The sequence below is a fragment of the Lysinibacillus sp. RS10 genome (assembly GCF_041956855.1).
Lineage (GTDB): Bacteria > Bacillota > Bacilli > Bacillales_A > Planococcaceae > Lysinibacillus > Lysinibacillus xylanilyticus_A.
The window spans coordinates 1,599,272-1,625,665 of sequence record NZ_CP167122.1; the positions used below are offsets into that span (position 1 = coordinate 1,599,272).

Below are 26,394 nucleotides of genomic sequence, written 5' to 3' on the forward strand. Positions count from 1 at the left end.
TTCGTATTAAAGGCAATGCACGACAAAAGGAGAGAATTTTTATGGAAGTTGTTGGCTGGATTTTAGTGATTGCCTGCTTTATCGTTTCATTTGTTGGATTAGTATACCCGATAATTCCAGGTGTGTTATTTATACTCGGTGGTTATATCGTATATGGGTTATTTTTCTCATTTGCAGAGTTAAGCTGGTGGTTCTGGGCGATTGAAATTTTGTTTGTTGTTTTATTATTTGGTGCTGATACTGTGGCAAATGCCTTTGGTATAAAAAAATTCGGTGGCTCAAATGCTGGTATGTGGGGCAGTACTATTGGTTTGTTAATTGGACCATTCGTCATTCCAGTCGCAGGGATATTAGTTGGCCCATTTTTAGGAGCGGTGATTGCAGAGTTAATCGTAGAGCGCCGTACATTGAAAGAGGCCGTGAAAAGCGGTATTGGTTCTCTAGTTGGCTTTTTAACATCAACAATAGCGAAGGCTGTCATTCAAATCGTTATGATTGTTGTGTTCTTTATCGCGATATGATTTCCATCCCTATGAAAGTTTAGTCATATAAAAATGAGGGCAGGATAATCGTATTGGTTTTTCGGTCAAAAGGCTGAAATCTTCAATATGAAGTATTTTTCGTTGAATGGTTTGACCAATTTTGATAATCTAAGGATGTACTAATTATTTCTTTAATTTAGGGAGGAACTTAATAATGGCTTATGAATTACCACAATTAACTTACGCTTATGACGCATTAGAACCACATATCGATGCAAAAACAATGGAAATTCACCACTCAAAACACCACAATACTTATGTAACAAATTTAAACGCAGCAGTAGAAGGCACTGAATTTGCTGAAAAAGATATTAACGATCTTATTGCAAACCTTGATGCTCTTCCAGCTGACAAACAAACTGCAGTACGTAACAATGGTGGTGGACATGCTAACCATACATTATTCTGGGAAGTAATCGCTCCAGAAGGTTCAAATACTCCAGTTGGCGAAGTTGCAAAAGCAATCGATGCTAAATTCGGTTCTTTAGATGCTTTCAAAGAAGAATTTGCAAAAGCTGCTACAACTCGCTTCGGTTCAGGTTGGGCTTGGTTAATCGTTGATGGTGACTCAGTTGCTGTTACATCTACTCCAAACCAAGACTCACCAGTTATGGAAGGTAAAACGCCAATCCTAGGCTTAGACGTTTGGGAGCATGCTTACTACTTAAACTACCAAAACCGTCGTCCAGATTACATCGGTGCATTCTGGAACGTAGTAAACTGGGATGTAGTAGAAGCTAAATTCCAAGCTGCAAAATAATTTAAATTCTTCGGTAGATGTCACGGATTCGGCTTTGTGCAACCACAAAACCGTTATCCGGACGCAATTATGCCGAAAAAGGCTATGTCAGGTGATGAATCACCTTGGCATAGCCTTTTTTACTGTTTTCTTTTAGGTTTAGTAGAACAAGTGACCGAAAGAAGAGCCAAAGTGACGGAAAGAAGTCAGAGCGACGGAAAGAAAGGTCAAAGTGACGGAAAGAACCGGCAAAGTGACGGAAAGAAGAGCCGAAGAGACGGATAGAAGTCAGAGCGACGGATAGAAAGGTCAAAGCGACGGAAAGAACCGGCAAAGTGACGGAAAGAAGAGCCGAAGAGACGGATAGAAGTCAGAGCGGCGGAATGAAGTCAGAGCGACGGAAAGAACCGGCAAAGTGGCGGATAGAATAGACAAAGTCGTGGATAGAACCGTCAAAGTCGTGGATAGAACAGCCAAAATCGTGGATAGCCGCATCAGAGCGACGGAAAGAAAGGTCAAAGTGACGGAAAGAAGAGCCGAAGTGACGGAAAGAAGTCAGAGCGACGGAAAGAAAGGTCAAAGTGACGGATAGAACCGGCAAAGCGACGGAAAGAAGAGCAGAAGTGACGGATAGAAGTCAGAGCGACGGATAGAAAGGTCAAAGCGACGGAAAGAACCGGCAAAGTGACGGAAAGAAGAGCAGAAGTGACAGAAAGAAGTCAGAGCGACGGAAAGAAAGGTCAAAGTGACGGAAAGAAGAGCCGAAGAGACGGATAGAAATCAGAGCGACAGAAAGAAAGGTCAAAGCGACGGAAAGAACCGTCAAAGTGACGGAAAGAAGAGCCAAGGTGACGGATAGAAATCAGATCGACGGAAAGAAAGGTCAAAGTGACGGAAAGAACCGTCAAAGCGACGGAAAGAAGAGCCGAAGAGACGGATAGAAGTCAAAGCGACGGAAAGAAAGGTCAAAGTGATGGAAAGAACCGGCAAAGTGACGGAAAGAAGAGCGGAAGTGACGGAAAGAAGAGCCGAAGAGACGGATAGAAGTCAGAGCGACGGATAGAAAGGTCAAAGCGACGGAAAGAACCGGCAAAGTGGCGGATAGAATAGACAAAGTCGTGGATAGAACCGTCAAAGTCGTGGATAGAACAGCCAAAATCGTGGATAGCCGCATCAGAGTGACGGAAAGAAAGGTCAAAGTGACGGAAAGAAGAGCAGAAACGACGGATAGAACCCCAAAAAAGATGGGGAAGCATCTTTTTTTCGAGCTATCGATAAGAAACAGAAACTTTTTATCGTAAAGTGCCGTCAAATAAATGGTGTTTTCAAGCATGAATTCGCAAGTGCATGCTTTCCTGTCGTACCTTCGAATGGTATACTAGGTATCGTGTATTTAAATTGTAATTAGATGAGGAGGGGAATACATATGCGTAAAGCACCGGGAAAAAATCGCGCGGCGAGTGTTAAAGCAAAACATCACTCTAATTTAACATTTCGTATGAATGTCCTTTTCTTTGCAATATTTATCCTATTTTCGATGTTAATTTTCAGGCTTGGTTATATGCAAATCGTAAAAGGGGAAGATTATGTACGTATTTTAGAGCGTACAGAGGAAGTACCTGTCAATACAAGTGTGCCAAGGGGAAGAATGTATGATCGTAATGGACATATTTTAGTGGATAACCAACCAGAAAATGCGATTACATATACGAAAATGCAGACAACAACAACAGAGGAAATGCTAGAAATAGCTGAAAAGCTGGCACAATTGATTGAACAGCCAACAAACCGTGTCACTTTACGTGATAAACAGGATTTTTGGATATTAAAAAATCATGACGCTGCCTATGCAAAGGTAACAGAGGCAGAGAAAAAGAAAATTAGTGCACAAGAAAATATTACGACAAGTCAAATCAATTCTCAGATTGATACACTTGTACGTGAACGAATTACACACGAAGAAATAACGCAATTGACAGAAGCCGATTTAGAAGTATTAGCAATCTATCGAGAGATGGTATCAGGCTATAATTTATCACCGCAAATTATTAAGAGTGAAAATGTATCTGCTGATGAATTTGCACGAGTTTCTGAGCGTTTAACTGAATTACCAGGTGTCAACACGACGACAGACTGGAAACGTGTGAAATTATCATCACTCGGTATTTTAGGGCGTACATCAGTACCAACAAAAGGTATTCCGAAAGAAAAGCTGAATTATTATTTAGCTCGCGATTATTCACGTAATGATCGTGTTGGTGAAAGTTATATTGAAGCGCAATATGAAGACTTACTGCAAGGACAAAAAACAGTAGTTAAAAATATTACGAATAAAAAAGGGCAGGTAGTTGACACCGTTACGACATATGAAGGTGAGCCTGGTAAAGATTTAGTCTTATCACTAGATAGTGAATTACAGGTTGAAACAGAAAAAATTGTCGAGGAAGAATTACTTAAATTAAAAGCACTTCCTGGATCACATTTATTAGATCGTGCCTTTTTAGTCATGATGAACCCTAATACAGGCGATGTTTTATCAATGGTTGGTAAGAAGATTGAAAAAAATCCTGAAACAGGGAAAAATGAAGTCGTTGATTTTTCTTATGGTACTTTTACAACAGCTTATGAGGCAGGTTCTGCCGTTAAGGCAGCAACATTACTAACTGGTTATCAATTAGGAGCCATAACACCAAACACTGTATTAGGAGATGAACCAATCCATTTACTGCAAACGCCAGTAAAAAAATCGATTTTCAATCATAATGGTTATATAAGTATGGATGGTTTAAGCGCACTTGAGCGTTCTTCAAATGTTTATATGTTTAAAACAGCTTTGCTAATTAATGGGACGCCGTATAGCTACATGATGCCATTACGTCTAAATGACGAGACATTCCCAAAAATGCGTAATTCTTATGCGCAATTCGGGTTAGGTGTAAATACGGGGATTGATTTACCAAATGAATTTAGCGGTTTCCAAGGTCCATCTGGTCCGACTTATGGGGGGAAAGTACTCGACTTAGCGATTGGACAATATGATACGTATACACCTTTACAATTGGCGCAGTATATTTCGACAATCGCCAATGGTGGCTATCGCATTCAGCCACATGTTGTCAAAGAGGTACGTGAGCCATCAGAAGATGGGCAACAGTTAGGACAATTAGTAACTGAAATAGGACCAACTATTTTAAATCAAATTGATAATACACCGGAAGAAATCAACTATGTGAAACAAGGATTACGTCGAGTTTATACAGGTTCAAAAGGTACTGCACGACATGAATTTGCAAATGCTCCATATACAGCGGCCGGGAAAACAGGAACAGCTGAGGTAGTGTATTTCGGACCGTTAAAAGAGTATTATGGTACGGAAACACTTACTCTTACACATGTTGGTTTTGCTCCTTATGAAAATCCGGAAATTGCCTATGCTGTTGTCATTCCATGGGCAACAACAACGCGTGGGCATTTGACACATAATAACGTTATCGCTAGACGTTCTGTCGATAAATATTTTGAGTTAAAAGCAAAATATGAAACTGAGAAAGTGACAGAGAGTAATGTAAAACAACCAATTTTACCAGCAATCACAAAAGAAAAAATTGGTGAAGATGAGCAAAAATAATAGAAACCGCTAGTGCATGAAAATGCCTAGCGGTTTTTTTACAGTTTCAGAGAAAACCCGAGAACAAAAAACACGGTATGAAAAATCAATTTCATACCGTGTTTTTTGTATTTCTATATAATAGAAGACTTATTATACAGATAATTGTTGAATAGCTATTTCAAATTGTTGCTTCGGTTTTTTTCCATATAGCTCTATATTATTACAGAAATAAGACTCTACCATAAAATCAATGGCTTCTTGCAGAGTAAATTCCCGATGATCCATAACAAGTGTTAAATACGTTTTAAAGTAATCGGCATTTTGTACTTTTGCATGCTTAATCACAAAGTCAAACTCCTCTTAGAATATTTCCTGACACAATTGCTTATTATAGCATCTTTCCAATAGGAAGCAAGTTTATTCATTCAACAAATGTTATCTGTGCGAAAGCGTAGTGCAAACGCAGCGTCAGCAACAAATGTTTTCTGTGCGAAAGCAAAGCGACAGAGGCAATTACGCCAAGGCGAAAATTGATTGCAATTGTAAATTCATCTTTACAATCGTTTACAAAGCATTACATTCCTTTACGTCTCTTTTACGAACCGTTTATACGACTTCAACAATCAGTCATTATAGTAAAGGTTGTAAGGCAAATAACTATAAAAATGTTAGTGACGGAGGCAAATGAGATGAAAAAGTGGAAGTACTTAACGATGACAGCGGTAATGGGTTCAGCATTAATGCTTGGTGCATGTGGAAGCGACTCAGCGCAAAATGGTAACAATGCAGAAACAAACGCACCAGCGAGCTCAGGGCAAGACGCTGCTGACGAAAAACTGCAAGGGGCTGTAGCTGGAGATGGTTCATCAACAGTAGCACCAATTATTGAAGCAGTTGTTGAAGAGTATGCAGGAACTCAACCAGATGTCAAAGTATCGGTAGGTGTTTCTGGTACTGGTGGTGGTTTTGAAAAATTCATCGCAGGTGAGACAGACTTTTCTAATGCATCTCGTCCAATAAAAGATGAAGAGAAAGCAAAACTAGATGAAGCAGGAATTGCTTTTACACAGCTTCCTATAGCATATGATGGCTTATCAGTAGTCGTGAATCCTGAAAATGATTGGGCGAAGGATTTAACAGTCGAACAATTAAAGAAAATTTGGGTTGAGGATGGTAAAGAGAAAAAATGGTCTGATATCGATCCATCTTGGCCAGATGAAAAAATCGTGTATTACTCACCAGGTACTGACTCAGGCACGTACGATTACTTTGATGAAGTGATTTTAGACGGTGCGGATCTAGCAAAAACAGCAACATTATCAGAGGATGATAATATGCTAGTTCAAGGTGTAGCAGGTGACAAAAATGCAATCGGCTTCTTCGGCTATGCTTACTACTTAGAAAATAAAGATAAATTAAGCGTTGTGAAAGTAAACGGTGTTGAGCCAACAAATGAAACAATCGAAGCTGGTGAATATTCGCCACTTTCACGCGAATTATACACATATGTGAAAAATAGTGCGATGAAAGATAACGCAGCCGCATATGACTTCGTCAAATTTACACTTGAACAGGCGGGAGATATGGCAGAAGCAGTTGGCTATGTCAGTCTACCTGAAGAAAAATATACAGAAGCTTTAAAAACTTTAGAAGGCTTAAAATAAGTAGACATGCATAGAGGGAAAGAGATGTATGCTCTTTCCCTCACTTATTTGAAAGGAGTACCCAATGGTTTCTCAAAAAGAAAACAAGACAACATCTGTGCAGCAATTAATTGCAAATTCGCGCAATAATAAATCAAAGAAAATAGTGGAAAAAGCAATGCCAGCTCTATTATTTTCTGCAGCTCTTATCTCCATCTTGACGACATTTGGCATTGTTTTCACCCTTATTTTTGAAACGTTTGAATTTTTCAAACGTGTTCCCATTACGGATTTCCTATTTGGTACAGAGTGGCTCCCATTCTCAGGAAATGAACCGTTATTCGGGATTTTACCTTTAATCGCGGGAACAATGAAAGTTACCTTAATTGCTGTTGTCGTTGCAGTACCATTTGGGATTGCTTCAGCAATATATTTAAGTGAGTATGCAAGCGAAAAAGTAAGACGTACTGTTAAGCCTATATTAGAGATATTAGCAGGTGTGCCAACAATCGTTTATGGCTTCTTTGCATTAACGTTCGTAACGCCGATGTTACAGCAAATTATCCCAGAACTAAAACTTTTTAATGCACTTAGTCCAGGTATTGTTGTTGGTATTATGATTTTACCGATGATTACGTCACTTTCCGAGGATGCTATGTCATCTGTTCCAAATAGTATGCGTGAAGGAGCTCTAGCTCTTGGTGCAACAAAGTTTGAGGTTGCTATAAAAGTAGTATTACCGGCCGCTTTATCAGGCATTGTCGCTTCCGTTGTTCTCGCTATTTCCCGGGCAATAGGAGAAACGATGATCGTATCACTGGCAGGAGGCGCTACACCTAAACTTGATTTAAATGTGACAGACTCGATTCAAACGATGACTGCGTATATTGTACAAGTTGCAACAGGCGATGCTGGTTATGGTACGACAATTTATTATTCTATTTATTCAGTTGGATTCACATTATTTATCTTTACTTTAGTGATGAATTTACTTGCTCAATATATTTCGAAACGCTTCAGGGAGGTTTACTAGCATGCGCTATATTGATGACACGGTCGTCATGAAACGAATGACAAAACGTATTACATTCAATAAAGTTTGGAAAGCTTTATTTTTCCTAGCGACGACCTTTGCATTAGTGACACTAGCTGTTTTGCTTTATCGTATTGTGACGCAGGGTGTTGACTATTTAACAATCGACTTTTTAACAAATTTTGCTTCGCGCTTTGCAGATAAAGCGGGCATAAAGGCGGCTCTAGTAGGTTCACTTTGGCTGATGGCAGTTGTTGCACCAGTGTCCATTATTTTAGGTGTAGGAACAGCAATTTATTTAGAGGAATATGCGAAGAAAAATAAACTAAATGACTTTATTCGTTTGAATATTTCTAACTTAGCAGGTGTGCCTTCCATTGTTTTTGGTTTACTAGGGTTAACAATTTTCGTTCGAATGATGGGACTAGGAAAAAGTGTTTTAGCAGCTGGCTTAACAATGAGTTTATTAATTTTGCCAGTTATTATCGTTGCGGCACAGGAGGCAATTCGTGCAGTACCGAATGAACAACGAGAAGCTTCTTATGGTATGGGCGCGACGAAATGGCAAACGATTGTACATGTTGTGCTACCAGCGGCCATTCCAGGAATTTTAACGGGGAGTATATTAGCCTTGTCTCGTGCGATTGGTGAAACGGCACCACTTGTTGTGATTGGGATTCCAGTTATTTTGCAGTTTTTACCAAATGGTTTATTGAGCCAATTCACTGCTTTACCAATGCAAATATATGATTGGGCAAAACGCCCGCAAGAGGAATTTCAACATGTAGCGGCAGCCGGTATTTTAGTACTTATGACAGTACTTTTACTGATGAACTCTATTGCCATCTTTATTCGAAATAAATTCCAAAAACGTTATTAATGAGGTGACCTTATGGTACTAGATTTTAAACAGGAAAAATCAGTTGTCAAAACGAATCATATGGCGACAAAGCCTTCAGCTGATGTTGCTAAAAAAGTTGTATATGATACACGTAATTTAAATTTATGGTACGGCGATCATCATGGTTTAAAAGATATTAATTTAAGCATCTATGAAAATGAAGTAACAGCTATAATAGGCCCTTCTGGTTGTGGGAAATCTACCTATTTAAAAACGTTAAATCGAATGGTAGAGCTTGTACCAAGTGTTCGAACATCAGGAGAAATAATCTATCGTGAGCGTAATATTTTAGATAAAAGCTATACTGTTGAGGAATTACGTACTCGTGTAGGGATGGTATTCCAGAAGCCAAATCCATTCCCGAAGTCTATTTACGATAATATTGCTTATGGTCCACGTATCCATGGCATAAAAAATAAGAAGATTCTTGATGAAATTGTTGAAAAATCTTTACGCGGTGCAGCAATTTGGGATGAAGTAAAGGATCGCTTAAATCAAAATGCATACGGTTTATCAGGTGGTCAGCAACAACGTATTTGTATCGCGCGTTGTTTAGCGATTGAACCAGATGTTATTTTAATGGATGAGCCAACATCCGCACTTGATCCAATTTCTACATTAAAAGTCGAGGAGCTTGTACAAGAGCTGAAAAAAGATTATTCAATTATTATCGTGACACATAATATGCAACAAGCAGCACGAATTTCCGACCGTACAGCATTTTTCCTAAGCGGAGAGGTTGTTGAATACGATAAAACAGACGTTATCTTCCAAACACCAGCAGATCAACGTACTGAAGATTATATTTCAGGTCGATTCGGCTAAGGAGGAGCAGAAGATGGTTGTACGTGAACGTTTTGAACAGGAATTAAAAGAAGTTCAAGCGCAATTTATCGACATTGCTACTAGTAGTATCAATGCTCTTAAATTGGCATTTGAAGCATTAGTAGAGCAGGATTTAGAGAAATCCTTAAAGATTCTTGAAGACGATTTAATCATTAATCGTCTTGAAGAAGAAATCAATGATCATGTTATTTTAATAATCGCTAAGCAGCAACCTGTAGCTACAGATTTACGTCGTCTCATGGTGCTTGTCAAAGCGGCATCGGATATGGAAAGAGTAGGGGACTATGCGGTTAATATTGCTAAAGAGACGATTCGTATTGGAAAAGCACCACTCGTCTTTCCTATAACAAATTTGCAAACGATGTGTAACAAGACGGTAGAAATGTTAGAAAGTATTTTAAAAGCCTTTACGGATGAAGATACGGCCCGTGCCAAGGAAATTGCAGAGCTAGATGATTACGTCGATGATTTATATGGAGCGACAGTAACGCTATTGCTGCGTGCAGGTGCTGAAAATCCAGCACATATTTCTCAAATTACACATTTAACATTTGTTTGCCGCTATTTAGAACGCTCAGCTGACCATGCAACAAATATTGCTGAACACTTATTCTACTTAATCAAAGGCAAACATTACGAATTGAATAATTAGTAGGAGAAGAGCCGTTGACAAGCTCTTCTCTTTTTTACTGTCATGATGATGTAAAGCTATAGGATAACAGCAACATTGTTGATGAAAATAGCGTCAAATACTACAGGCATAATTGTATTGTCAAAAAATAATTTTGGTTATACTATAGACATTATCCAAAAAAACGTGCTTTGGAGGTGTTGCTTCGTGAAAGACGCTGTAGAATCACTTATAGAGAAATTTGCTCTGGCACTCACGTCAGAACAACATGACTTTTTACATTTTCTCTATGATAACTTACATCTTGAAGAATTAAGTGACAAGGAACAACGTATCTTTATTGATTATTTTTACAAGAGTGAAACATTGCGAAATATGGCAGCATTTGCACTTGAATTGGCAGATATCATGCGTGAAATGTGTGAAAACATACCAGCTATTGAGCAAGCTGAACGATTGACCAATGGAAAAGAGCAGCGTTTGTATTATGACCGAAAGTGGCAGATAGCTAGACGACAAAAGCTAAAGTATCAAATAACAAAAAAAGGAAATATCCTATATGTTCCGTTTGATGAATACAAAAAAGAACTAGGTCCAATCATAGTATGTCTTGAACAAACTACGGGTATGGCAGCATATTCGGATCTTTGCAAAAGTATGATTTTACCATTTTTTATGATTGCGCACCGTGAAGGGCGAGATTTATATATCGTTCCATATGACTGTCAAATTCATGTACATTATCGATTTGAAAACGGTCATTTAAATTTATGTGATTTTAAGGATTTTATTGAATACAAAGCAAAGGGAGATGCAGCAATTCTGCCCGTGCTTCATTTTGTAAAGGGCTTGCTACAAGAAAATCAACATTGTACAGAAGCGGATATTATTATTTTTACAGAAGGAACGCCTATTGATGGTCAGCATCTCGTTGGAAAGCAAGCGAAAACCATGCTCGATGAAATGAAGCGTAAGTATTATGCTGAATTTTTGGTGATTGCTATGCATGAACAAAAATTTAATGAACAGCAGTTTTGGTTTGCCAACAAGGCTTTTTTTGCGGATGATGCTATTCAATAAAAAAGGAGTTGATCATCATTGTTGATCGGCTCCTTTTCTGTGAGTATACATAGTAGTTAAAGGAGAAAAACATGGATTCATTGAAATGGTTACTACCAAATATTTCAGCACCAACGTGGATGGACGTTATTATTGCCATCGCTATTTGCGTCGTTGGTTGGCTTTTTCAGCAACTTGTTATAAAGAAAATTATTAATCGTATTGTTGCATTTTTAAGAAATCGTCAGCGAGAGTTTCAGGCAATAGTGCTAGAACAATTTAATAAAGAGATTCGCTATGCATTTATGTCAGCTGTCATTGTACTCAGCTTAACCATATTATTAGAAGAAAATTTATTTACAAATGCAGTGACAAAGAATTTTGTATTGTCTATTATTGTTTTCTTTGCCTTTAAAGGTGTATATGATGTTTTACATTTTTATACAAAACAGCCTTTGCAGTTGAATAGTGAAGAAGAACCAAACGTCCTATTACCGTTTTTTCTGCGCGTAGGAAAAGTGCTTATTATGATAGCGGCGATGTTTACGATTGCTTCTTTCTGGAATTTTAACTTGAATGGCTTTTTAACAGGGATTGGCTTAACGGGAGTAGCCATCGCCTTTGGTATACGTGATACTTTAGCACATGTTTTTGGTGGGATGTCAGTTGCATTAGATAATCCGTTTCAGATTGGTGACTGGATAGCGACAGAAGATCAAAAAATTGATGGAACTATTGAAGATATTAATCTTCGAAGTACCTTAATTCAAACGGGTGATAAAGGACTTGTTTATGTCCCGAACTCTTATTTAGTCAATCGGCCAATCTATAATTTATCTAGACGAGAAAAACGAAAATGTGAACAATTTTTATTCGTAGCTGCTGAAAATAAAGAAGAAAAATTACGGAGTGCTTTAAGTGCTATTCAAAAGGAAATTTATTTGCATACAGCTACAGAAAAAGAATTGATCCATGTATTTATAGATGAATTTTATCCAACCTCTTATCGTATTCTTGTGCGTTTTTATGTGGCGACAAATGATACTGCAGTGATGCTAAGTACGAAACAGGATATATTATTTGCTATTCGTCAAATATTTGAGGAACTAAATATTGAGCTAGCTGCTCCAGCTGAAGATGAATGGCTTCACAGTAAAAAATAATTTGAATTGTTAATTTATTTATTTTACAATGAAAATGAGTAATCAGCTTGGATGAAGAGTAGTAGCTATTATTTTTTGTTACAGAGAGCTAGTGGCTGGTGGAAACTAGTACAAATGAATGGTGAATGGACTTCGGAGCTCTAATCCTGAAAAAGAGTATGGATTAGCGTTTACCTACGTTATAAGGTACAGAGTGGGTCTTTTAACGCCGATTACGGCACAATTATGTAGGGTATAATTGATTTAGACCAATGAAGGTGGCACCACGGCTTTTCCGTCCTTTTGTGATGGAAAGGTCTTTTTATTTTTTTATTTCTTTATTCAATAGAAATGTTTCTACCCTATAGAATAAAGATATGGTGTAGTAGAGCAGAGCATAGAGAAGGAGAGAAGAGTATGACAGTTGAGCTTAGAAAGTTTGCTATGAAGACATTACAGGGTGATATGATGACGCCAATTTCCGTCTATCAATCGCTTGAAGGGAAACATAGGATGCTTTTCGAATCGTCTGCCAAACATGAAGAAAGTGGACGTTATTCATTTATTGCCGTCAATCCAGTTGCGGAATTGATTGGAGATAAGGGCGGATATACTTTTACCAAAGGTGGAGAAAACGAAAAAGCGAGTGAAAATGTACTCACTAAATTAAAGCAGGTTATGCCATTCCATGAGGAACAATATCCTTTCGCCTTTTTCGGAGGAGCGATTGGTTTCTTTGGATACGAAACGGCCTTTTATGCAGAGAAAATAGGAGAATTTTTGCAGGATGATTTAGAAATGCCAGATGTTCATGTCTTCTTCTATGATACATTTGTTGTTTTTGATCATGTAAAGCAAGATGTAACGTTAGCGGCCATTGATTTATTTGATGAAGGGCGCTCTCTTGAAGCAATGGAAGTGGCTATTTCTAAGATGGAGGAACAGCTTTATGCTGGTAAAACATTCGACGCCATGTCACTGGGAGAGCTCGATTTCAAGCCGATGATTGAAAAAGAAGATTTTGTAGCAATGGTTGACCGTGCTAAACAGTATATTCGTAAGGGTGACATTTTCCAAATTGTCTTATCACAACGTTTCACATCACCATTTATAGGGAATCCTTTTGATTTATATCGTCAGTTGCGTACATCAAATCCGTCACCTTATATGTTCTATATGGATTTTGGAACGTATATCATTTTAGGAACGTCTCCTGAAAGTCTTGTGAAGGTGAAGGAGCGAAAGGTCACGACAAATCCAATCGCAGGAACAAAGCCTAGAGGCAAAACAGTGGAACAGGATAAAGCGATTGCTGAAGGTTTACTCAATGATGAAAAAGAAATTGCTGAACATCGGATGTTAGTGGATTTAGGTCGTAATGATCTTGGACGAATTGCAAAAGTCGGTACAGTGAAGCTTGTAAAATATATGAATATTGAGCGTTATAAACATGTTATGCATATTGTATCAGAGGTTATCGGTGAATTACGTGATGATGTACATGTTTTGGATGTCCTCAAAGCCTGCTTGCCTGCAGGTACAGTATCAGGTGCACCCAAAATTCGTGCTATGCAGCTAATCAATGAGCTAGAACCCGTAAAACGTGGTGTCTATGCTGGAGCAGTAGGCTATATTTCCACTACAGGGGATATGGATTTAGCTTTAGCCATTCGTACCATGGTTATTAAGGATCATCGTGCACATGTTCAGGCAGGGGCTGGTATTGTGTATGATTCTGTGCCATGGTCTGAATATGAGGAAACACTCAATAAAGCTCGCGCGCTATTGGAGGTAAAAAAATGATTTTACTGATCGATAACTATGATTCATTCACATATAATTTATTTCAGCAAATAAGTATGCTAGGGAAAGACGTAGAAGTAGTGCGTAATGATGAAATTTCAATAGAAGAAATTAAAAAAATGCAACCAGAAGCCATTATTTTATCGCCTGGCCCAGGTACGCCAACTGATGCAGGAATAATTGTGGATGTTGTTAAAGAGCTTTATACAGAATATCCTATTTTAGGGATTTGTCTTGGGCACCAATCGATAGGGCAGGCTTTTGGCAGCAGCATCGTTCAAGCTAACCATATTATGCATGGGAAATTATCTACAATTCAATATAAGAAAACAGATTTATTTGCTCAGTTAGACGGTAAAATCGAAGTAATGCGCTATCATTCTCTCATCATTGAGCAAAGCACGTTACATGAGGATTTCACTATTTTAGCAACCTCCAGTGATGATGGTGAAATTATGGCGATTCGACATAAAGATTATCCACTTTTTGGGCTACAATTTCATCCAGAATCCATTGGAACGAAAGAGGGCAGCAAAATGATGCAAGCCTTTTTAGAACAAATTTCATAAACTAAACAAAATAGGCTGTCATCAAAAATCAGGAGTTGTGATTTTTGGATGACAGCCATTTATTATGAAAAATAGTAATAGTTAAGCTTAGGCGTGTTGATTAGGAAAAAATAGGTTAATTATTGAGCGATAAAAGGATTTTTTTGTTGCTATTTTGCTAATATATCCCCATTTTCAACTGATTGTAGCTACGGGCTACTCGACTCCCGCGGAAAAGCGAGTAGCCCGTAGCGGAAATCAGAGCCTTCAAATTAATTAGTGTGGATAAAAATGGTTAATCAACACACCTGATTTAATCTTTCACTAAGGGATCAGGTTATCACTTTTTCCCTGTAATCAATTTTGCAATTTCCTCTAAAGACATTGATGAATTGACTTCGTAGGAACCAATTTGTAAGCTTCGAGCATATTTAGGGTTTGCAAGTAACAGTTCCATTTCAACACTATTGGCAATAATGTCACCATCTTCAAGCTTTTGCGCCACAATATATGGTGTAATGCCGCTGTAAATTTGAAGTGTCATAGTCGTAACGTTGGCTGCCGGGGCGTCTGCTGATTCATGATTGTCTTTAGCCTTTGTTTCAGGTGCATCTGTCTTCTGAGTGTTTTCCTTTGGAGCTTGATTCACTTGTTCCTTTAACAATGCAATTTCTTTATTGGCCTGTTCGAGCTTTTTTTGCAGCTCCTCTACATTTTCCTCACCTGAGGAAGCTTTAGTTGGTAGGCCAATATGAAGATCGAAACGAGTTGCTAAAGCAAGCATTGCTCCTACAAGAAAAAGTGCAATGCCAAATGCACGAATAGAGGAATTATTCATGTATTACCGACCTCCATTTGCAATCACTTGTCGCACTTGCTCTTCTGTTAAATTTGAGCGAATACTTATATCGGCTACCGAAAGACCTTGCTTATTTAATTCAAGTACCTGACTCACGATAATTTGATGAATATTTTTTGTTTGTGGTGATCCTTGTCCAGCTTTTGATGCTTGAGCGGCTTGTTGTACAGCCTGTATCACTTGTTGCACCTTTGGATCTTGCATGTTATTTTGGGCTGAATTTGATTTAACCTGGAATTCAGGCTCTAATAACAGCTCCTCCTCAACAATTTTTAGACGACGTTTTAAATTATTTGTTTCTTGAAAAATAGAGATGGAAAGTTCTTCTACATCTTGTTCGACTTTTTTCGCGTTATTTTTGAAAAAGAACGACACGATGATTAGAAGAATTCCAACAATCATAAGTATGATGGATAAATCCAAAAGTTTCACCTCATTAAGTTATGTAATTATAAGGTATTTTACCATAAGCAAACTTAATATGAAATGAAGGTGGATTTTTTTTTAGTTTGTGTTATAATAGGTAAGTCGTATAAATCATGCTCAAAATTTAAATTCTTGATATAGAGTGGGAGGGTTAATGATGCGCGTAAACATTACTTTAGCTTGCACAGATTGCGGCGAACGTAACTACATTTCTAAAAAGAACAAGCGTAACAATCCAGAGCGTCTTGAACTTAAAAAATATTGCTCTCGCGAGAAGAAATACACTCTTCACCGTGAAACTAAGTAATCGCTCATTAAGCCAAAACCACAAGTGGTTTTGGCTTTTTATATGTTGATAGGAGGATAGCTTAGCATGAATAAAACAACTTTACGAAACGAGGTAAGGGAGGCTCTCTCGAAAATGAGTGAAGCGGCTTACCAAGACCGATCTTTTATTGTCGCAAAAAATGTGCTACAAGAACCATATATAATAGAAGCAAATACAATCGGCATTACCATTTCCAATAAGCCAGAAGTCGACACAATTCATTTAATTGAAGAATTGTGGCAACTTGGTAAAAAAGTCGCTGTTCCTAAATGCAACCCAAAAACAAGAGAAATGACATTTTATGCTATTGATTCGTTTGCACAACTAGAAACTGTTTATATGCATTTGCGTGAGCCAATTCCAGAAAAGTGTGAGTTTGTTGACGCAAATGAAATGGATGTCATACTTGTTCCGGGAGTTGTTTTTGATAAGTTTGGCTATCGAATAGGTTATGGCGGTGGTTATTATGATCGCTATGTATTAAACTATAGCAAAGGTAAGCTTGTATCGCTGTTATTTGATGAGCAGCTACATGAACAAGTACCTACAGACGCACACGATTGCCCAGTAGACATCATTGTGACACCGACTAAACGTATTGACTGTGTAACACAACGAGGAGCGAACTAAAATGGACAAAATGTTAGATATTTATGAATTATTAAAAACATATGGCACTTTTATTTATACAAGAGATCCTATTGGTGATTTGATGTTAATGGAGGATGAAATTCGTGAGTTGTATAAAGCGAATGTACTAGATATTAAAGATTACCAAATGGCATTGTTACTAATTCGACAAGAAACAACAAAACTTCGTATGAAAGAGAATAATCAATAATGTTTTAAATATAATTCCTTTGGGGTATTGTAAAAATAATGTAACATGTATGTAATATTCTAAGAGACAGTGGGTTTCCACTGTTTTTATGATTGTGCGAAACTTTTTACAAACAAAGACGTATATATAAGTATCCAGCTTGTAGACGAGCAAGTAGAAGGGATTTCCAAAATATATCTGTTGCGTTACTGTAAAAAAAAGATTAAGATATATTTTGTTTCAGTAACGAATTATTAAATTTATTATTTTTTCGCTTTAAAAAGTAGGGAGGATGTTAGGAATGAAATCAATTAAGTGGCCTAAACATTCATTTATGATACTAGCAATTGTAGCAACTTGGATAAAAACGGTCATTGTTTATCACACAAGCTTTGATATGAAAATCGAAAATGCAATGCAACAATTTATTTTGTTTATTAATCCATTAAGCTTCTTGCTATTTGCTTATGGTTTAGCGTTATTCTTTAAATCTTCAAAAGCTAAAAATCGTTATATTATTACAGTCAGTATTCTTTTATCAATTGTCTTATACGGAAATGTGGCATTCTATCGTTTCTACAATGACTTTATTACGCTACCAGTATTATTCCAAACAAGTAACTTTAGTGACTTAGGAACTTCCATATCAGCGATTGTAAACCCTTGGGATGTATTATATTTCATCGACGTACTTATTCTAATTTTAGCTAATAAATATTGGCCTAGAATGAAAACAATTGTGAAAGTTAACGTGGAATTTCGTCGTGCGTACTTCGTATTAGCAGTTGCTATGACTTTCTTAAACTTAGGATTAGCAGAAATTGAACGTCCACAATTGTTGACTCGAAGCTTTGACCGTGAATTACTTGTGAAAAACATTGGGACTTATAACTACCATTTGTATGATATTTATATTCAATCTAAATCTTCTGCTCAACGTGCATTAGCGGATGGCAGTGAATTAGTAGAAGTGAACAACTACATTCGATCTAATCAAGCAGCGGTTAACCCTGAGATGTTTGGTAAATACAAGGATCGTAATTTAATTGTTGTGTCAATGGAATCTTTACAAAACTTTGTGATTAATAACCAGATGGATGGTCATGAAATCACACCATTCTTAAACTCTTTAGCAAAAGATAAAGATACGTTTTATTTCAGTAACTTCTATCACCAAACTGGATTAGGGAAAACTTCTGACTCAGAGTTTATTGTAGAAAACTCATTGTTTGGCTTAGGTCGTGGTGCGGTATTCTTCACACACGGTGGAAATACGTATAACTCAATGGCTGAGCGCCTTGGAGAAAATGGTTACTATACGAATGTCATGCACCCGAATAATAAATCATTCTGGAATCGTGACATGATGTATCAATCATTAAAAGTTGATAAATTCTATGATGTAGATTCATATAAAGTTAACGAAGGCGAAGCTGTTAACTGGGGTATGAAAGATACTCCATTCTTAGAACAATCTGCAGCATTAATGAAAGATATGCCACAGCCATTCTATTCTCGTCTAATTACATTAACGAACCACTATCCATTTACTTTGGATCCTGAAGATGTCATGATTCCTGAATACACTTCAAACTCAGGTACATTAAATCGTTACTTCCAAACAGTTCGTTATATGGATGAAGCACTTAAAGACTTCTTCCAAAGTTTAAAGGATCAAGGAGTTTATGATAACTCAATTATCGTAATGTATGGTGACCATTATGGTATTTCAGAAAACCACAACAAAGCGATGGCTCAATATTTAGGAAAAGAAAGCATTACACCATTTGATAATGCAATCCTACAAGAAGTACCTTTATTCATCCATATCCCAGGAGCTGGTGATGGTAAAGAAATGACAGAAGTGTCTGGACAAATGGATTTACGTCCAACAATTCTACACCTTCTTGGTATTGAAACTTCAAAAGATATGCAACTTGGTGCTGACCTATTCTCACCAGAGCATGAAGATTTCGTTATTTTCCGTGACGGTCGTTTTGTAACAGATAAATATGTTTATGCTGGTGAAGCTTGCTATGACAAAGCCACTGGTGAAGAAATTGATGGCGAGCCATGTCAGCCATACGCTGATCGGGCGACGACAGATCTAGAAAATTCCGATGCTATCATTAACGGTGATTTGCTTCGCTTCTACGATGAAAAGACAGGTAACTTGAAGCAAGAAGCAGTCGAATAATAAAAAAGAGATCTCACTAAACATGGAGGGCACTGAAAAACTTACGTTTTCATAAAAGCGAACCTTTCTCAGATAAAAATAAGGCACTTCTTGTTCAATGTTGAACAGGAAGTGCCTTATTTCTGTCTCTATTCCTTATTCATTTTCGTTTAGTAACTTTAATATCCGTTTCAAATTGACAGCGAATATCGTTGTAGCACCTTGAATTTCCATGCCAAATAGACCCGCAGTCGATGCCGTATCGTACCCGTGTCCGTTTTTTAATTCACTATTCTTCGCTTCTACTTTGTAGCGATTTGCGGCTAATTGCTTAAATGCTTCCGTATTTTGAAATGCCTCTTGTTCGGCATGTGTATCCGACTTAATTGTGACAGAATATGTTTTACTTTTTGCGCCTTTTTTATAACAGCCCTCTCTCATTGGACATACTTTGCATTTTTCAATGTCAAAATAATATGTCTGACTTTGACTCTTACTCGTTCCTTTTTTACCCGTACGTGCTTTTCTTGTCGCGAGATGACCGGCCTTACAAACAAACATTCCAGCGTCTTTATTAAACTCAAACTTGTCTTCTTCTTTTCGTGGTCCTTGTGTAAGAATAGGATTCAACTTTGCCACAAGCGCGATTTTCTCTTCTTTTGTATATTCGATATTTGCCTTTTCAGAGTAAGCTGCGTCTCCAATAACTGTATTAATTTTCATACCTGCTTGTGTGCTTTTTTCAATTAACTCTTGAAGATATTTTCCATCGCTTTTTTCACCTGTTGTAATGACAGCCGCTGTAATAATACGTTCATCACTCAACGCGATATGTGTCTTATACCCGAAGAAAGAAGATTCCGACGTCTTATGCCCTTTTTGCGCATCCGCATCAGAAGAGTAATTTAGATGTTCTTGGAAATCTTCTACGACTTCTTTTAAAACATTCAGCTTTTCTTTGACAGATGGCATTTGTGCAATTTGTGGTTCCTTTTCAATGACTGAAATAACTTCCTTACAGTAAGTTAACTCATCCTTTACTTCGTTAGAAGTGGTCTTTGTGGGGAATTTGTCTTTCATCGATTCGTCAATTTTGTAGACAGCTTTTCGAGCGTTTTTTGATTTCTCTTGTAAAAATTCTTTAGGCGTTTTTTGGTTGTAACGTGCTTTTGTATGTGTGGCATCCACAATAATCGTTTGACTGTTGATGATTTTTTTCTCCAATGCGATCTCAACTGTTTTCCCAATGAGCATGTCTAATAAGCTTACGTCTTGAAGACGAAGCCGACGAAATTTTGTAAGCGAACTTGAATCAATGACTGGATCTTCTGGCGCCATATCCAAGAAATATTTAAATGACATATCGTACTTCGAACGCTCTACAAGGTCGACGTCTGATACATCATAAATTGCTTTTAATAATAAGTACTTAAACATACGAATTGGAGGAATGGCATTACGTCCATTGTCTAAACAATATTTTGTTTTTAACTCTTCTAAAATGAATGAAAAATCAACAAGTTCATTGATTTGGCGAAGTATATTATCTTTTGGCACAACAATATCGTAGATCGCCATATATGGACTTAAATTAAGGGTTTCTTGATTTGAAATCATGGGGGGCACCACCTGCACATTAATTCTTTTATTATAAAGGAAAGCGTGACTAAAATAATAGTGTGAAACATTGCGTTGTTTGGAGAAGCATCGCTCGACTCCTGCGGGAAAGCGAGACAGACGAGACCCCGCACGAAGCGAAGTGTAGGAGGAGGCTCGGCGCTCGCCCGCGGAAAGCGAGCGGAATGCTTCGGAAAACAACAGTAGAGTCACAATGTGAGAAGATATAGACTTTTTCAGTGCCCTCCTAAACATGAGATCTCTTTTTTTATGGTTCTATATCAAATGTTGGGGTGAGGCAAAATGTTCTATCATCGTTTAAAGGGAACAATCCGTCACATTACGGGTATCCTAACAAATTTATAGAACCCTCTTGTTTACCCCTAAAGAGGAGCATATGGAAAAGATTTGCATGTAGCAGAGGTATAGTCAAATTGAAGTTTTATGCGTTCAGAGAGCCCGATAAAACAGCTCAGAGGGAAGACGTTATCGCTTGGGGCTCAAATAGGAGAATTTAAATCAAAATAGACAATACGACAGAAAGAAAAAGAGCAGTCTCGGAATGCAGACTGCTCTTGTTTCTGTCTAAATCTTAGTGTAATTTTGGTGGGTACCCGCTATTAATGACTGTCATAATTACAAACCAACCGAAAACAGCAGCACTTAATAAGTTGAAAACAACACTTAAAAGGTTCTTTTCTTTAATTGCTTGGAATGTACCAATTACAGCTAAAATCGCTACTAGACCAAAAATAACCATTAATAAGTTCATTAAAAATTGACACTCCTTTCGACATCAGAAAATGAATGTCGTAAACAATATTCCTCCTTAATTGTAAACGTTCCACCTGTTTTTGTCGAGAACTAATATAGCGAAAACTATGAACATTTATCGTCAAATTGTGGCAAAGGCTGTATAATATAAAATTGAGGTGATGTCAATGATGAACGTACGAAGTTATTCGCTTGGACCTGTCCAAACGAATTGTTATATCGTATCGAATAAAGAAAAGGAATGTTTAATATTTGATCCAGGAGAGGAAGCAGAACGAATCATCAAGACTATTCGTAGTAACGGTTTGAAGCCATCAGCCATTTTTTTGACACATGCACATTTTGATCATATTGGTGCTGTAGATGCTGTCCGAGAAGCTTTTAAAGTTCCGGTATGGATTCATGAAAAGGAAGTTAGCTGGTTAGGAGATCCAACAAAAAATGGCTCTAGTAAATACGCAGCATTACCAGATTATATTGTCGCTGCCCCGGCTGAAGAAAATATTATTAAAGAAGAACAGCTATTTGAAATAAGTAATTTTAGTTTTAAAGCGATTTTTACGCCAGGACATTCACCAGGTAGTATTTCATATATATTTGAAAATGATGGCTTTGCTATTGTGGGGGATACGCTATTTGAGCAGGGTGTTGGACGTACAGATTTACTTGGAGGCTCAACGAAAATATTGCTTGCATCCATTCACGATAAGTTATTAACACTACCTGAGGATACAATTATTTACCCAGGCCATGGTAATTATACAACGGTCGGTGCAGAAATGGAGACAAATCCTTTTTTAAATGGTTTTTAACGTTAGGAAAAAGTTAAAAAATGGATATCCCATAGTGTAGATTGATTTCCATTCCGGCTGTGCACTTTCCTGGGACGTCCGATGAGTCGCTGCGCTGTAGGTTCCCATCTGTGACGCAGTGATAATCCATTTTATTGGACAATTTCATCTTTGTGGGTGATTTGTTTAAAAAAATAAAGCCTACAGTAACTTCATAAAATGCAAAAATCCCCCTAGCAATTCGTTGGATAGATAGAATAAACTAAATTCTAATCTATATAATCGCAAAGGGGATTTTACTATGCTCATCTATAGCTTCTGTATCTAATGAATAAATTCACATAAAAAAGCGTGTCTCACATTCGATGAGATACGCTTTTTCTTTGTATTAATGACCGCCACCAGGCACGTGAATGAATGTTGTATAGTACGTGAAGCCAGCGAAGAATACAGTTAAATATGCTCCGAAAATGTACATGTACATACGTTCTGAAAGGTTTAAGAAGCCTAATAATAAGAATAAACCTGTATTACCTACGAATAATAGCGATACTTCGTTCATACCACCAAGGTAGAACATAACGGCGAAAATACCTGTCCAGAATGCCATAACTTTATACATATTATCCATGAAGATTTCCCCTCCTTTTGCCCACGACACAATAATCTCTTACTCATTATAAATGATATGAAAGGTATCTGTAAACTGGAACTTCCTCTTCTTTGTGACAAACAAATGGATTTTTAGATTAGCGATCGATTTCTGTCACGTTTATTTCATATTTACATAAATCGCAATTATGTATCATGCTTTCAATCTGTATGAATTCATTACTTGAAAATAATGCATCTAATTGTCCTTTTAAATAGGATTCATGTAAAGAACAAACAATTTCTGAATGGGAAGTAAGCTGCTCCTGGAATGGACAATTATAAATGGAGAATATCACTTTTTTACCATGCTCCGTTTGCTGTACTTGTGGAATATAACCAATTAATGCAGCATTGTCAGTTAATAGCTGAAGTTTTTGTTCGAAGGTAAGGGTATTATTTAATGTTAACTCAGCATTTACATAGTTCTTCATTTGTTGGTAACCATCTTGGTAGCTAATGTCCTGGCATTTTTCTAATGCAGATGGTCCAAATTCTTGAATTAATTGGATTGTCCATTTTAATAGTCGATCTTCATCACGTCTTGGAAACGTTAATGTTAAACCTTTGTCAGAGGCTTTATAAACACGACCAGGTCGGCCACCTTTTCCAGTCTTAGCAAAATCAGCTATGATAATATTAATTTCCGTGAGCTTTGTTAAGTGTAGGCGTGCAACATTTGGATGTATGCCGAATTCATCAGCGATATTTTGGACCGTTACAGTTTTTTTCTCTTTCAGGATGTACTCGTAAATAGAGTATCTAGTTTCATCAGCTAAAGTACTAGTAATTTTTAATGGATGGATCATTTGCTTCACCTCAAGATAATTTTTTAAATAATAGCTCCTCTACCAAGTGTTAGGAAAAAATTCATGTTGATTCTATTATATTGTATTATTGAAAAAGAAACAGTTCCTTTTGACATAAATCTTAACTTTTTCATAGGATTATGTTCATTTATAGTGAAATTTTGCACGTTATTCATGTTTTTATAGAAAAATTCCTATTTCATAGGAAATTTAACAGCAATTTTTTTCGAAAGGAAAGGTCTTTTTTCGTGGCGTATTCATATGAGAAAATAGGAAATTAAGAATAGATTGGTCAAATTTAAATGAACTAGAAGGGGGGATGCAAAATTTTGAAACGGCTGTTGAACAAATTTTTTTGCATAGAATATAGTAGTATAATTGAGTTAAGGAGCAGATGAGTAAGAAAGGAATATTAAAGATGAAAACAATCATTATATTCCAGAAGCTTTAAAGTTTACGCCAGCATAACAAAATTATTGATTCGTCTCTTTCATTAGTTTTTCGAATTCATCATTCTTAGGATTATGTTCATTTTTAGGCAAAATAGCATGTTATCCACATTTTGATAGCAAAAATCATAAATAATAGAGAATTCTATAGTAAATTTTTATTTTAAGAAAAGGGCTTTTCTCGTGACAGTTTCGTATCTATACTAGGAAATAACGAATAGGGCGGTCATATTCGAATGAACTAGAAGAGGGGTGCGAATATGCAGAATTTTGAAACGGTTGTTGAACAAAAATGCGAGCAACTTTTACTAAAGGCCTATAACTTTGGTGCATCAGATATATTATTAGTTCCGGAAAGTGTACATTATCGTATTTATTTTCGAAAATATGATCGGTTACTCCAAGCAGGTGAGTTACCGCACGATCTTGCGGAACGAATGATTTCCTTCTATAAATTTTTAGCGGCATTAGATATTAGCGAGCGTCGTAAACCCCAAAGTGGCGCCTTCCATAAAGCTATGGAACAAGATCAATATGCCTTCCGTGTCTCTACACTTCCTTCAGTATTTTTAAAAGAAAGTCTAATTATCCGACTTCTTTTGCAAAATCATACTTTCCCACTTACTTCCCTATCTTATTCCAAGCATGCAGCAGAGATGTTAATGGAACTAGTGAAACACCGACAAGGGCTATTATGTTTCACTGGTGCAACTGATTTTGTCACAAGAGTACAAGTAAACTAGTCAATAAAATTCTAAATTAGTGATAATGACTTGAGGTCGTCCTTTTTTATATTTTTTGCTTGTTGGAGGGCGATCTTCATAACGATACTCAATTTTTCGTATAAAACGTTGTACGAATTCACTTTTCTCTTCTTGATTTAATTGTGTGAAACAATTATTGAATGTGACTACAACATTCTTTATAGCATCTAAATTAATTTTTTCAGGTTCTTCATACTCATCTAATTGTTTCTGTAGGTTATTGAGGACAATTTTAGTATCATGCATAAGTTCTTCAAATTCAGCATCATCGATATGGTCAGCAGCCCATCCACGTTGATACTTTAATCTTTGTTGCTCTACTTGTTTGATTTGCTGTATAATTTCTTCGGTTTCAATATGGAGTGCTGGTTCACGTGCTTCTAAATCAGTGAAATTAATATTTCGCATGTATTCTGTCAGTCCTTCAATAAAATATCTTTCACCAGATATTTTTTGAGTTCGTTTATACTTTAAACAGTAATTACATCTATAAGTGTAACCAACTCTTTCTGAACCGTTATCACGTTTTTTTATAAATCTTGTAGCCACTAATCTATGACCGCATTCATCATTAGGACAAACTAAAACGCCACCAAAAATACCTGTGCTTTCAATGTCTTTTCTAAATTGCTTACCTCTATCATCAAGCATCTTTTGTAATCTTAAGAAACGCTCTTTTGTAATATAACCTTCATGCGTGCCTTCTCGTATCTCTCCTTTGCGCCTTGATGCTCCATATAACGCAGGATTTCTTGCTATGCGTAATACCGCATTAGCACTCCAGCCTCTACTCTGATCTATGACTCTGTAATGGTTACTTATGCTATTGTAAGAGCATCCAACTTCTAATTTATTTATAATATCAAGCACGTACTTACCCTTGTCATTTTTCACCAATTTATCATTTTTATCTATATCGTACCCATACGGTGGTTGACCTGACCATTCACCATCTGCTGCCTTTTCATCTAATGCCATGATAATCCTTTCTGATAAATTTTCCGTTTCCCATTGGGCTAATAGGGCAACGAGTCCGATGAACATTCGGCCCATCGCTGTGGTTGTATCATAAACTTCAGTGGCGGAACGGAATTTACAATTGTACTCTTCAAGTAAGTCGAGCATCTGATGTAAATCACGTACAGAACGGGTGAAGCGATCAAGTCGATACACTAAAATAATACTGATTTTTTGTTGTTTAATATCTTCTAATAGTAGTTGTAATTTTGGTCTTTTAGTATCTTTTGCTGATACACCCTCATCTACATAAAATTTATAATCTGACCAACCTTGAGCTTTACAATATGCTACTAAGCTTTCTTTTTGCGCTGCAATAGAATAACCCTCATTAGCTTGTTCAAGTGTACTCACTCGTACGTATAAACCTACTACCATATTTCTCACCTCTATATAAGAAAAGAGCGAGACGGATG

Annotated in this window: 32 protein-coding genes and 1 other annotated feature; of the genes, 18 read left to right on the forward strand and 14 right to left on the reverse strand. The window is 37.0% G+C overall.

Annotated features, from left to right (window positions below; all coding sequences use genetic code 11):
* Positions 1-41: 41 nt before the first annotated feature.
* Both ACB089_RS08005 and ACB089_RS08010 read left to right on the forward strand, forming a co-directional pair.
* The gene (locus ACB089_RS08005) at positions 42-521 is read left to right on the forward strand and encodes a DUF456 domain-containing protein (protein ID WP_368638581.1); all 480 of its coding nucleotides are present in this window, start codon (positions 42-44) and stop codon (positions 519-521) included.
* Positions 522-696: 175 nt separating this feature from the next.
* Entirely contained in the window at positions 697-1,302 is a 606-nt protein-coding gene (locus tag ACB089_RS08010) for a superoxide dismutase (RefSeq protein WP_374965955.1), read from the forward strand.
* A gap of 82 nt (positions 1,303-1,384) precedes the next feature.
* On the opposite strand, the gene ACB089_RS08015 is transcribed toward ACB089_RS08010, so the two are convergent.
* Genes ACB089_RS08015 through ACB089_RS08040 form a run of 6 tightly spaced genes read right to left on the reverse strand, consistent with a single transcriptional unit; the run spans position 1,385 to position 2,537 of the window.
* A complete protein-coding gene (locus ACB089_RS08015) occupies positions 1,385-1,594 on the reverse strand; it encodes a hypothetical protein (protein WP_374965956.1) in 210 nt (69 codons plus the stop codon).
* Positions 1,595-1,651: 57 nt separating this feature from the next.
* Complete coding sequence (locus ACB089_RS08020) at positions 1,652-1,861, reverse strand: hypothetical protein (protein ID WP_374965957.1); 210 nt, start codon at positions 1,859-1,861, stop codon at positions 1,652-1,654.
* On the reverse strand, positions 1,797-1,943 hold the full coding sequence (locus tag ACB089_RS08025; protein ID WP_375122139.1) for a hypothetical protein: 147 nt from the start codon (positions 1,941-1,943) through the stop codon (positions 1,797-1,799). The genes ACB089_RS08020 and ACB089_RS08025 overlap by 65 nt, the downstream gene beginning before the upstream one ends.
* Positions 1,940-2,086 (reverse strand): hypothetical protein, encoded by a 147-nt coding sequence (locus ACB089_RS08030; RefSeq protein WP_374965958.1) that lies wholly within the window; start codon positions 2,084-2,086, stop codon positions 1,940-1,942. The genes ACB089_RS08025 and ACB089_RS08030 overlap by 4 nt, the downstream gene beginning before the upstream one ends.
* A 17-nt stretch (positions 2,087-2,103) precedes the next feature.
* Positions 2,104-2,250 carry a hypothetical protein gene (locus tag ACB089_RS08035; RefSeq protein WP_374965959.1) on the reverse strand — a complete coding sequence of 49 codons (147 nt, stop codon included), beginning with the start codon at positions 2,248-2,250 and terminating at the stop codon, positions 2,104-2,106.
* Positions 2,247-2,537 (reverse strand): hypothetical protein, encoded by a 291-nt coding sequence (locus tag ACB089_RS08040; RefSeq protein WP_374965960.1) that lies wholly within the window; start codon positions 2,535-2,537, stop codon positions 2,247-2,249. Before ACB089_RS08040 ends, ACB089_RS08035 begins: the two co-directional genes overlap by 4 nt.
* 170 nt (positions 2,538-2,707) lie before the next feature.
* On the opposite strand from ACB089_RS08040, the gene ACB089_RS08045 reads away from it, so the two are divergent.
* Complete coding sequence (locus ACB089_RS08045; protein WP_374965961.1) at positions 2,708-4,909, forward strand: peptidoglycan D,D-transpeptidase FtsI family protein; 2,202 nt, start codon at positions 2,708-2,710, stop codon at positions 4,907-4,909.
* Positions 4,910-5,041: 132 nt separating this feature from the next.
* Here ACB089_RS08045 and ACB089_RS08050 read toward each other — a convergent pair whose 3' ends face one another.
* Positions 5,042-5,236: a hypothetical protein gene (locus ACB089_RS08050; RefSeq protein ID WP_368638585.1), complete on the reverse strand. Its 195-nt coding sequence runs from the start codon at positions 5,234-5,236 to the stop codon at positions 5,042-5,044.
* Positions 5,237-5,580: 344 nt separating this feature from the next.
* Between ACB089_RS08050 and ACB089_RS08055 the strand changes: the two genes are divergently transcribed.
* The 9 genes from ACB089_RS08055 to ACB089_RS08095 all read left to right on the forward strand — a co-directional run bounded on the left by ACB089_RS08055 (position 5,581) and on the right by ACB089_RS08095 (position 14,518).
* Positions 5,581-6,555, forward strand: coding sequence for a PstS family phosphate ABC transporter substrate-binding protein (locus ACB089_RS08055; protein WP_374965962.1), 975 nt, complete (start codon positions 5,581-5,583; stop codon positions 6,553-6,555).
* Positions 6,556-6,619: 64 nt separating this feature from the next.
* Positions 6,620-7,567 carry a phosphate ABC transporter permease subunit PstC gene (pstC, locus tag ACB089_RS08060; protein WP_368638587.1) on the forward strand — a complete coding sequence of 316 codons (948 nt, stop codon included), beginning with the start codon at positions 6,620-6,622 and terminating at the stop codon, positions 7,565-7,567.
* 1 nt (position 7,568) lies between these two features.
* The gene (pstA, locus tag ACB089_RS08065) at positions 7,569-8,447 is read left to right on the forward strand and encodes a phosphate ABC transporter permease PstA (protein ID WP_374965963.1); all 879 of its coding nucleotides are present in this window, start codon (positions 7,569-7,571) and stop codon (positions 8,445-8,447) included.
* Between the two features lie 60 nt (positions 8,448-8,507).
* Positions 8,508-9,293 carry a phosphate ABC transporter ATP-binding protein PstB gene (gene pstB, locus ACB089_RS08070; protein ID WP_068984056.1) on the forward strand — a complete coding sequence of 262 codons (786 nt, stop codon included), beginning with the start codon at positions 8,508-8,510 and terminating at the stop codon, positions 9,291-9,293.
* A 13-nt stretch (positions 9,294-9,306) separates the two neighbouring features.
* On the forward strand, positions 9,307-9,966 hold the full coding sequence (phoU, locus tag ACB089_RS08075; protein ID WP_374965964.1) for a phosphate signaling complex protein PhoU: 660 nt from the start codon (positions 9,307-9,309) through the stop codon (positions 9,964-9,966).
* Positions 9,967-10,152: 186 nt separating this feature from the next.
* Entirely contained in the window at positions 10,153-11,025 is an 873-nt protein-coding gene (locus tag ACB089_RS08080) for a hypothetical protein (protein ID WP_374965965.1), read from the forward strand.
* 71 nt (positions 11,026-11,096) lie between these two features.
* Positions 11,097-12,167, forward strand: coding sequence for a mechanosensitive ion channel family protein (locus ACB089_RS08085; RefSeq protein WP_374965966.1), 1,071 nt, complete (start codon positions 11,097-11,099; stop codon positions 12,165-12,167).
* A gap of 39 nt (positions 12,168-12,206) precedes the next feature.
* Positions 12,207-12,452: a binding site (T-box leader), on the forward strand.
* Positions 12,453-12,563: 111 nt separating this feature from the next.
* Positions 12,564-13,949, forward strand: coding sequence for an anthranilate synthase component I (gene trpE / locus ACB089_RS08090; RefSeq protein ID WP_374965967.1), 1,386 nt, complete (start codon positions 12,564-12,566; stop codon positions 13,947-13,949).
* On the forward strand, positions 13,946-14,518 hold the full coding sequence (locus ACB089_RS08095) for an anthranilate synthase component II (protein ID WP_374965968.1): 573 nt from the start codon (positions 13,946-13,948) through the stop codon (positions 14,516-14,518). The genes trpE and ACB089_RS08095 overlap by 4 nt, the downstream gene beginning before the upstream one ends.
* A gap of 319 nt (positions 14,519-14,837) precedes the next feature.
* Here ACB089_RS08095 and ACB089_RS08100 read toward each other — a convergent pair whose 3' ends face one another.
* The gene (locus tag ACB089_RS08100; protein ID WP_368638594.1) at positions 14,838-15,335 is read right to left on the reverse strand and encodes a hypothetical protein; all 498 of its coding nucleotides are present in this window, start codon (positions 15,333-15,335) and stop codon (positions 14,838-14,840) included.
* Between the two features lie 3 nt (positions 15,336-15,338).
* Positions 15,339-15,788 (reverse strand): hypothetical protein, encoded by a 450-nt coding sequence (locus ACB089_RS08105; protein ID WP_374965969.1) that lies wholly within the window; start codon positions 15,786-15,788, stop codon positions 15,339-15,341.
* A 151-nt stretch (positions 15,789-15,939) separates the two neighbouring features.
* Between ACB089_RS08105 and rpmG the strand changes: the two genes are divergently transcribed.
* From rpmG to ACB089_RS08125, 4 genes are all read left to right on the forward strand, one after another.
* Positions 15,940-16,089 carry a 50S ribosomal protein L33 gene (rpmG, locus tag ACB089_RS08110; RefSeq protein WP_008408521.1) on the forward strand — a complete coding sequence of 50 codons (150 nt, stop codon included), beginning with the start codon at positions 15,940-15,942 and terminating at the stop codon, positions 16,087-16,089.
* Between the two features lie 66 nt (positions 16,090-16,155).
* Positions 16,156-16,740: a 5-formyltetrahydrofolate cyclo-ligase gene (locus tag ACB089_RS08115; protein ID WP_374965970.1), complete on the forward strand. Its 585-nt coding sequence runs from the start codon at positions 16,156-16,158 to the stop codon at positions 16,738-16,740.
* 1 nt (position 16,741) lies between these two features.
* Positions 16,742-16,951 carry a YqgQ family protein gene (locus ACB089_RS08120; RefSeq protein ID WP_068983531.1) on the forward strand — a complete coding sequence of 70 codons (210 nt, stop codon included), beginning with the start codon at positions 16,742-16,744 and terminating at the stop codon, positions 16,949-16,951.
* A gap of 280 nt (positions 16,952-17,231) precedes the next feature.
* Complete coding sequence (locus ACB089_RS08125; protein WP_374965971.1) at positions 17,232-19,127, forward strand: LTA synthase family protein; 1,896 nt, start codon at positions 17,232-17,234, stop codon at positions 19,125-19,127.
* A 135-nt stretch (positions 19,128-19,262) separates the two neighbouring features.
* Here ACB089_RS08125 and ACB089_RS08130 read toward each other — a convergent pair whose 3' ends face one another.
* Entirely contained in the window at positions 19,263-20,723 is a 1,461-nt protein-coding gene (locus ACB089_RS08130; protein ID WP_374964340.1) for an IS1182 family transposase, read from the reverse strand.
* Positions 20,724-21,315: 592 nt separating this feature from the next.
* The gene (locus tag ACB089_RS08135; protein ID WP_068983529.1) at positions 21,316-21,495 is read right to left on the reverse strand and encodes a DUF2759 domain-containing protein; all 180 of its coding nucleotides are present in this window, start codon (positions 21,493-21,495) and stop codon (positions 21,316-21,318) included.
* 169 nt (positions 21,496-21,664) lie between these two features.
* Between ACB089_RS08135 and ACB089_RS08140 the strand changes: the two genes are divergently transcribed.
* A complete protein-coding gene (locus ACB089_RS08140) occupies positions 21,665-22,309 on the forward strand; it encodes an MBL fold metallo-hydrolase (RefSeq protein ID WP_374965972.1) in 645 nt (214 codons plus the stop codon).
* Positions 22,310-22,676: 367 nt separating this feature from the next.
* Here ACB089_RS08140 and ACB089_RS08145 read toward each other — a convergent pair whose 3' ends face one another.
* Positions 22,677-22,919 (reverse strand): DUF2626 family protein, encoded by a 243-nt coding sequence (locus tag ACB089_RS08145; RefSeq protein ID WP_024361272.1) that lies wholly within the window; start codon positions 22,917-22,919, stop codon positions 22,677-22,679.
* 118 nt (positions 22,920-23,037) lie between these two features.
* Positions 23,038-23,748: a metalloregulator ArsR/SmtB family transcription factor gene (locus ACB089_RS08150; RefSeq protein WP_068983527.1), complete on the reverse strand. Its 711-nt coding sequence runs from the start codon at positions 23,746-23,748 to the stop codon at positions 23,038-23,040.
* 709 nt (positions 23,749-24,457) lie between these two features.
* On the opposite strand from ACB089_RS08150, the gene ACB089_RS08155 reads away from it, so the two are divergent.
* Positions 24,458-24,940, forward strand: a complete 483-nt coding sequence (locus tag ACB089_RS08155) for an ATPase, T2SS/T4P/T4SS family (protein WP_374965973.1) — start codon at positions 24,458-24,460, stop codon at positions 24,938-24,940.
* Here the strand turns inward: ACB089_RS08155 and ACB089_RS08160 are convergent, their stop codons facing one another.
* Positions 24,941-26,356: a recombinase family protein gene (locus ACB089_RS08160; protein ID WP_374965974.1), complete on the reverse strand. Its 1,416-nt coding sequence runs from the start codon at positions 26,354-26,356 to the stop codon at positions 24,941-24,943.
* Between the last annotated feature and the right edge of the window lie 38 nt (positions 26,357-26,394).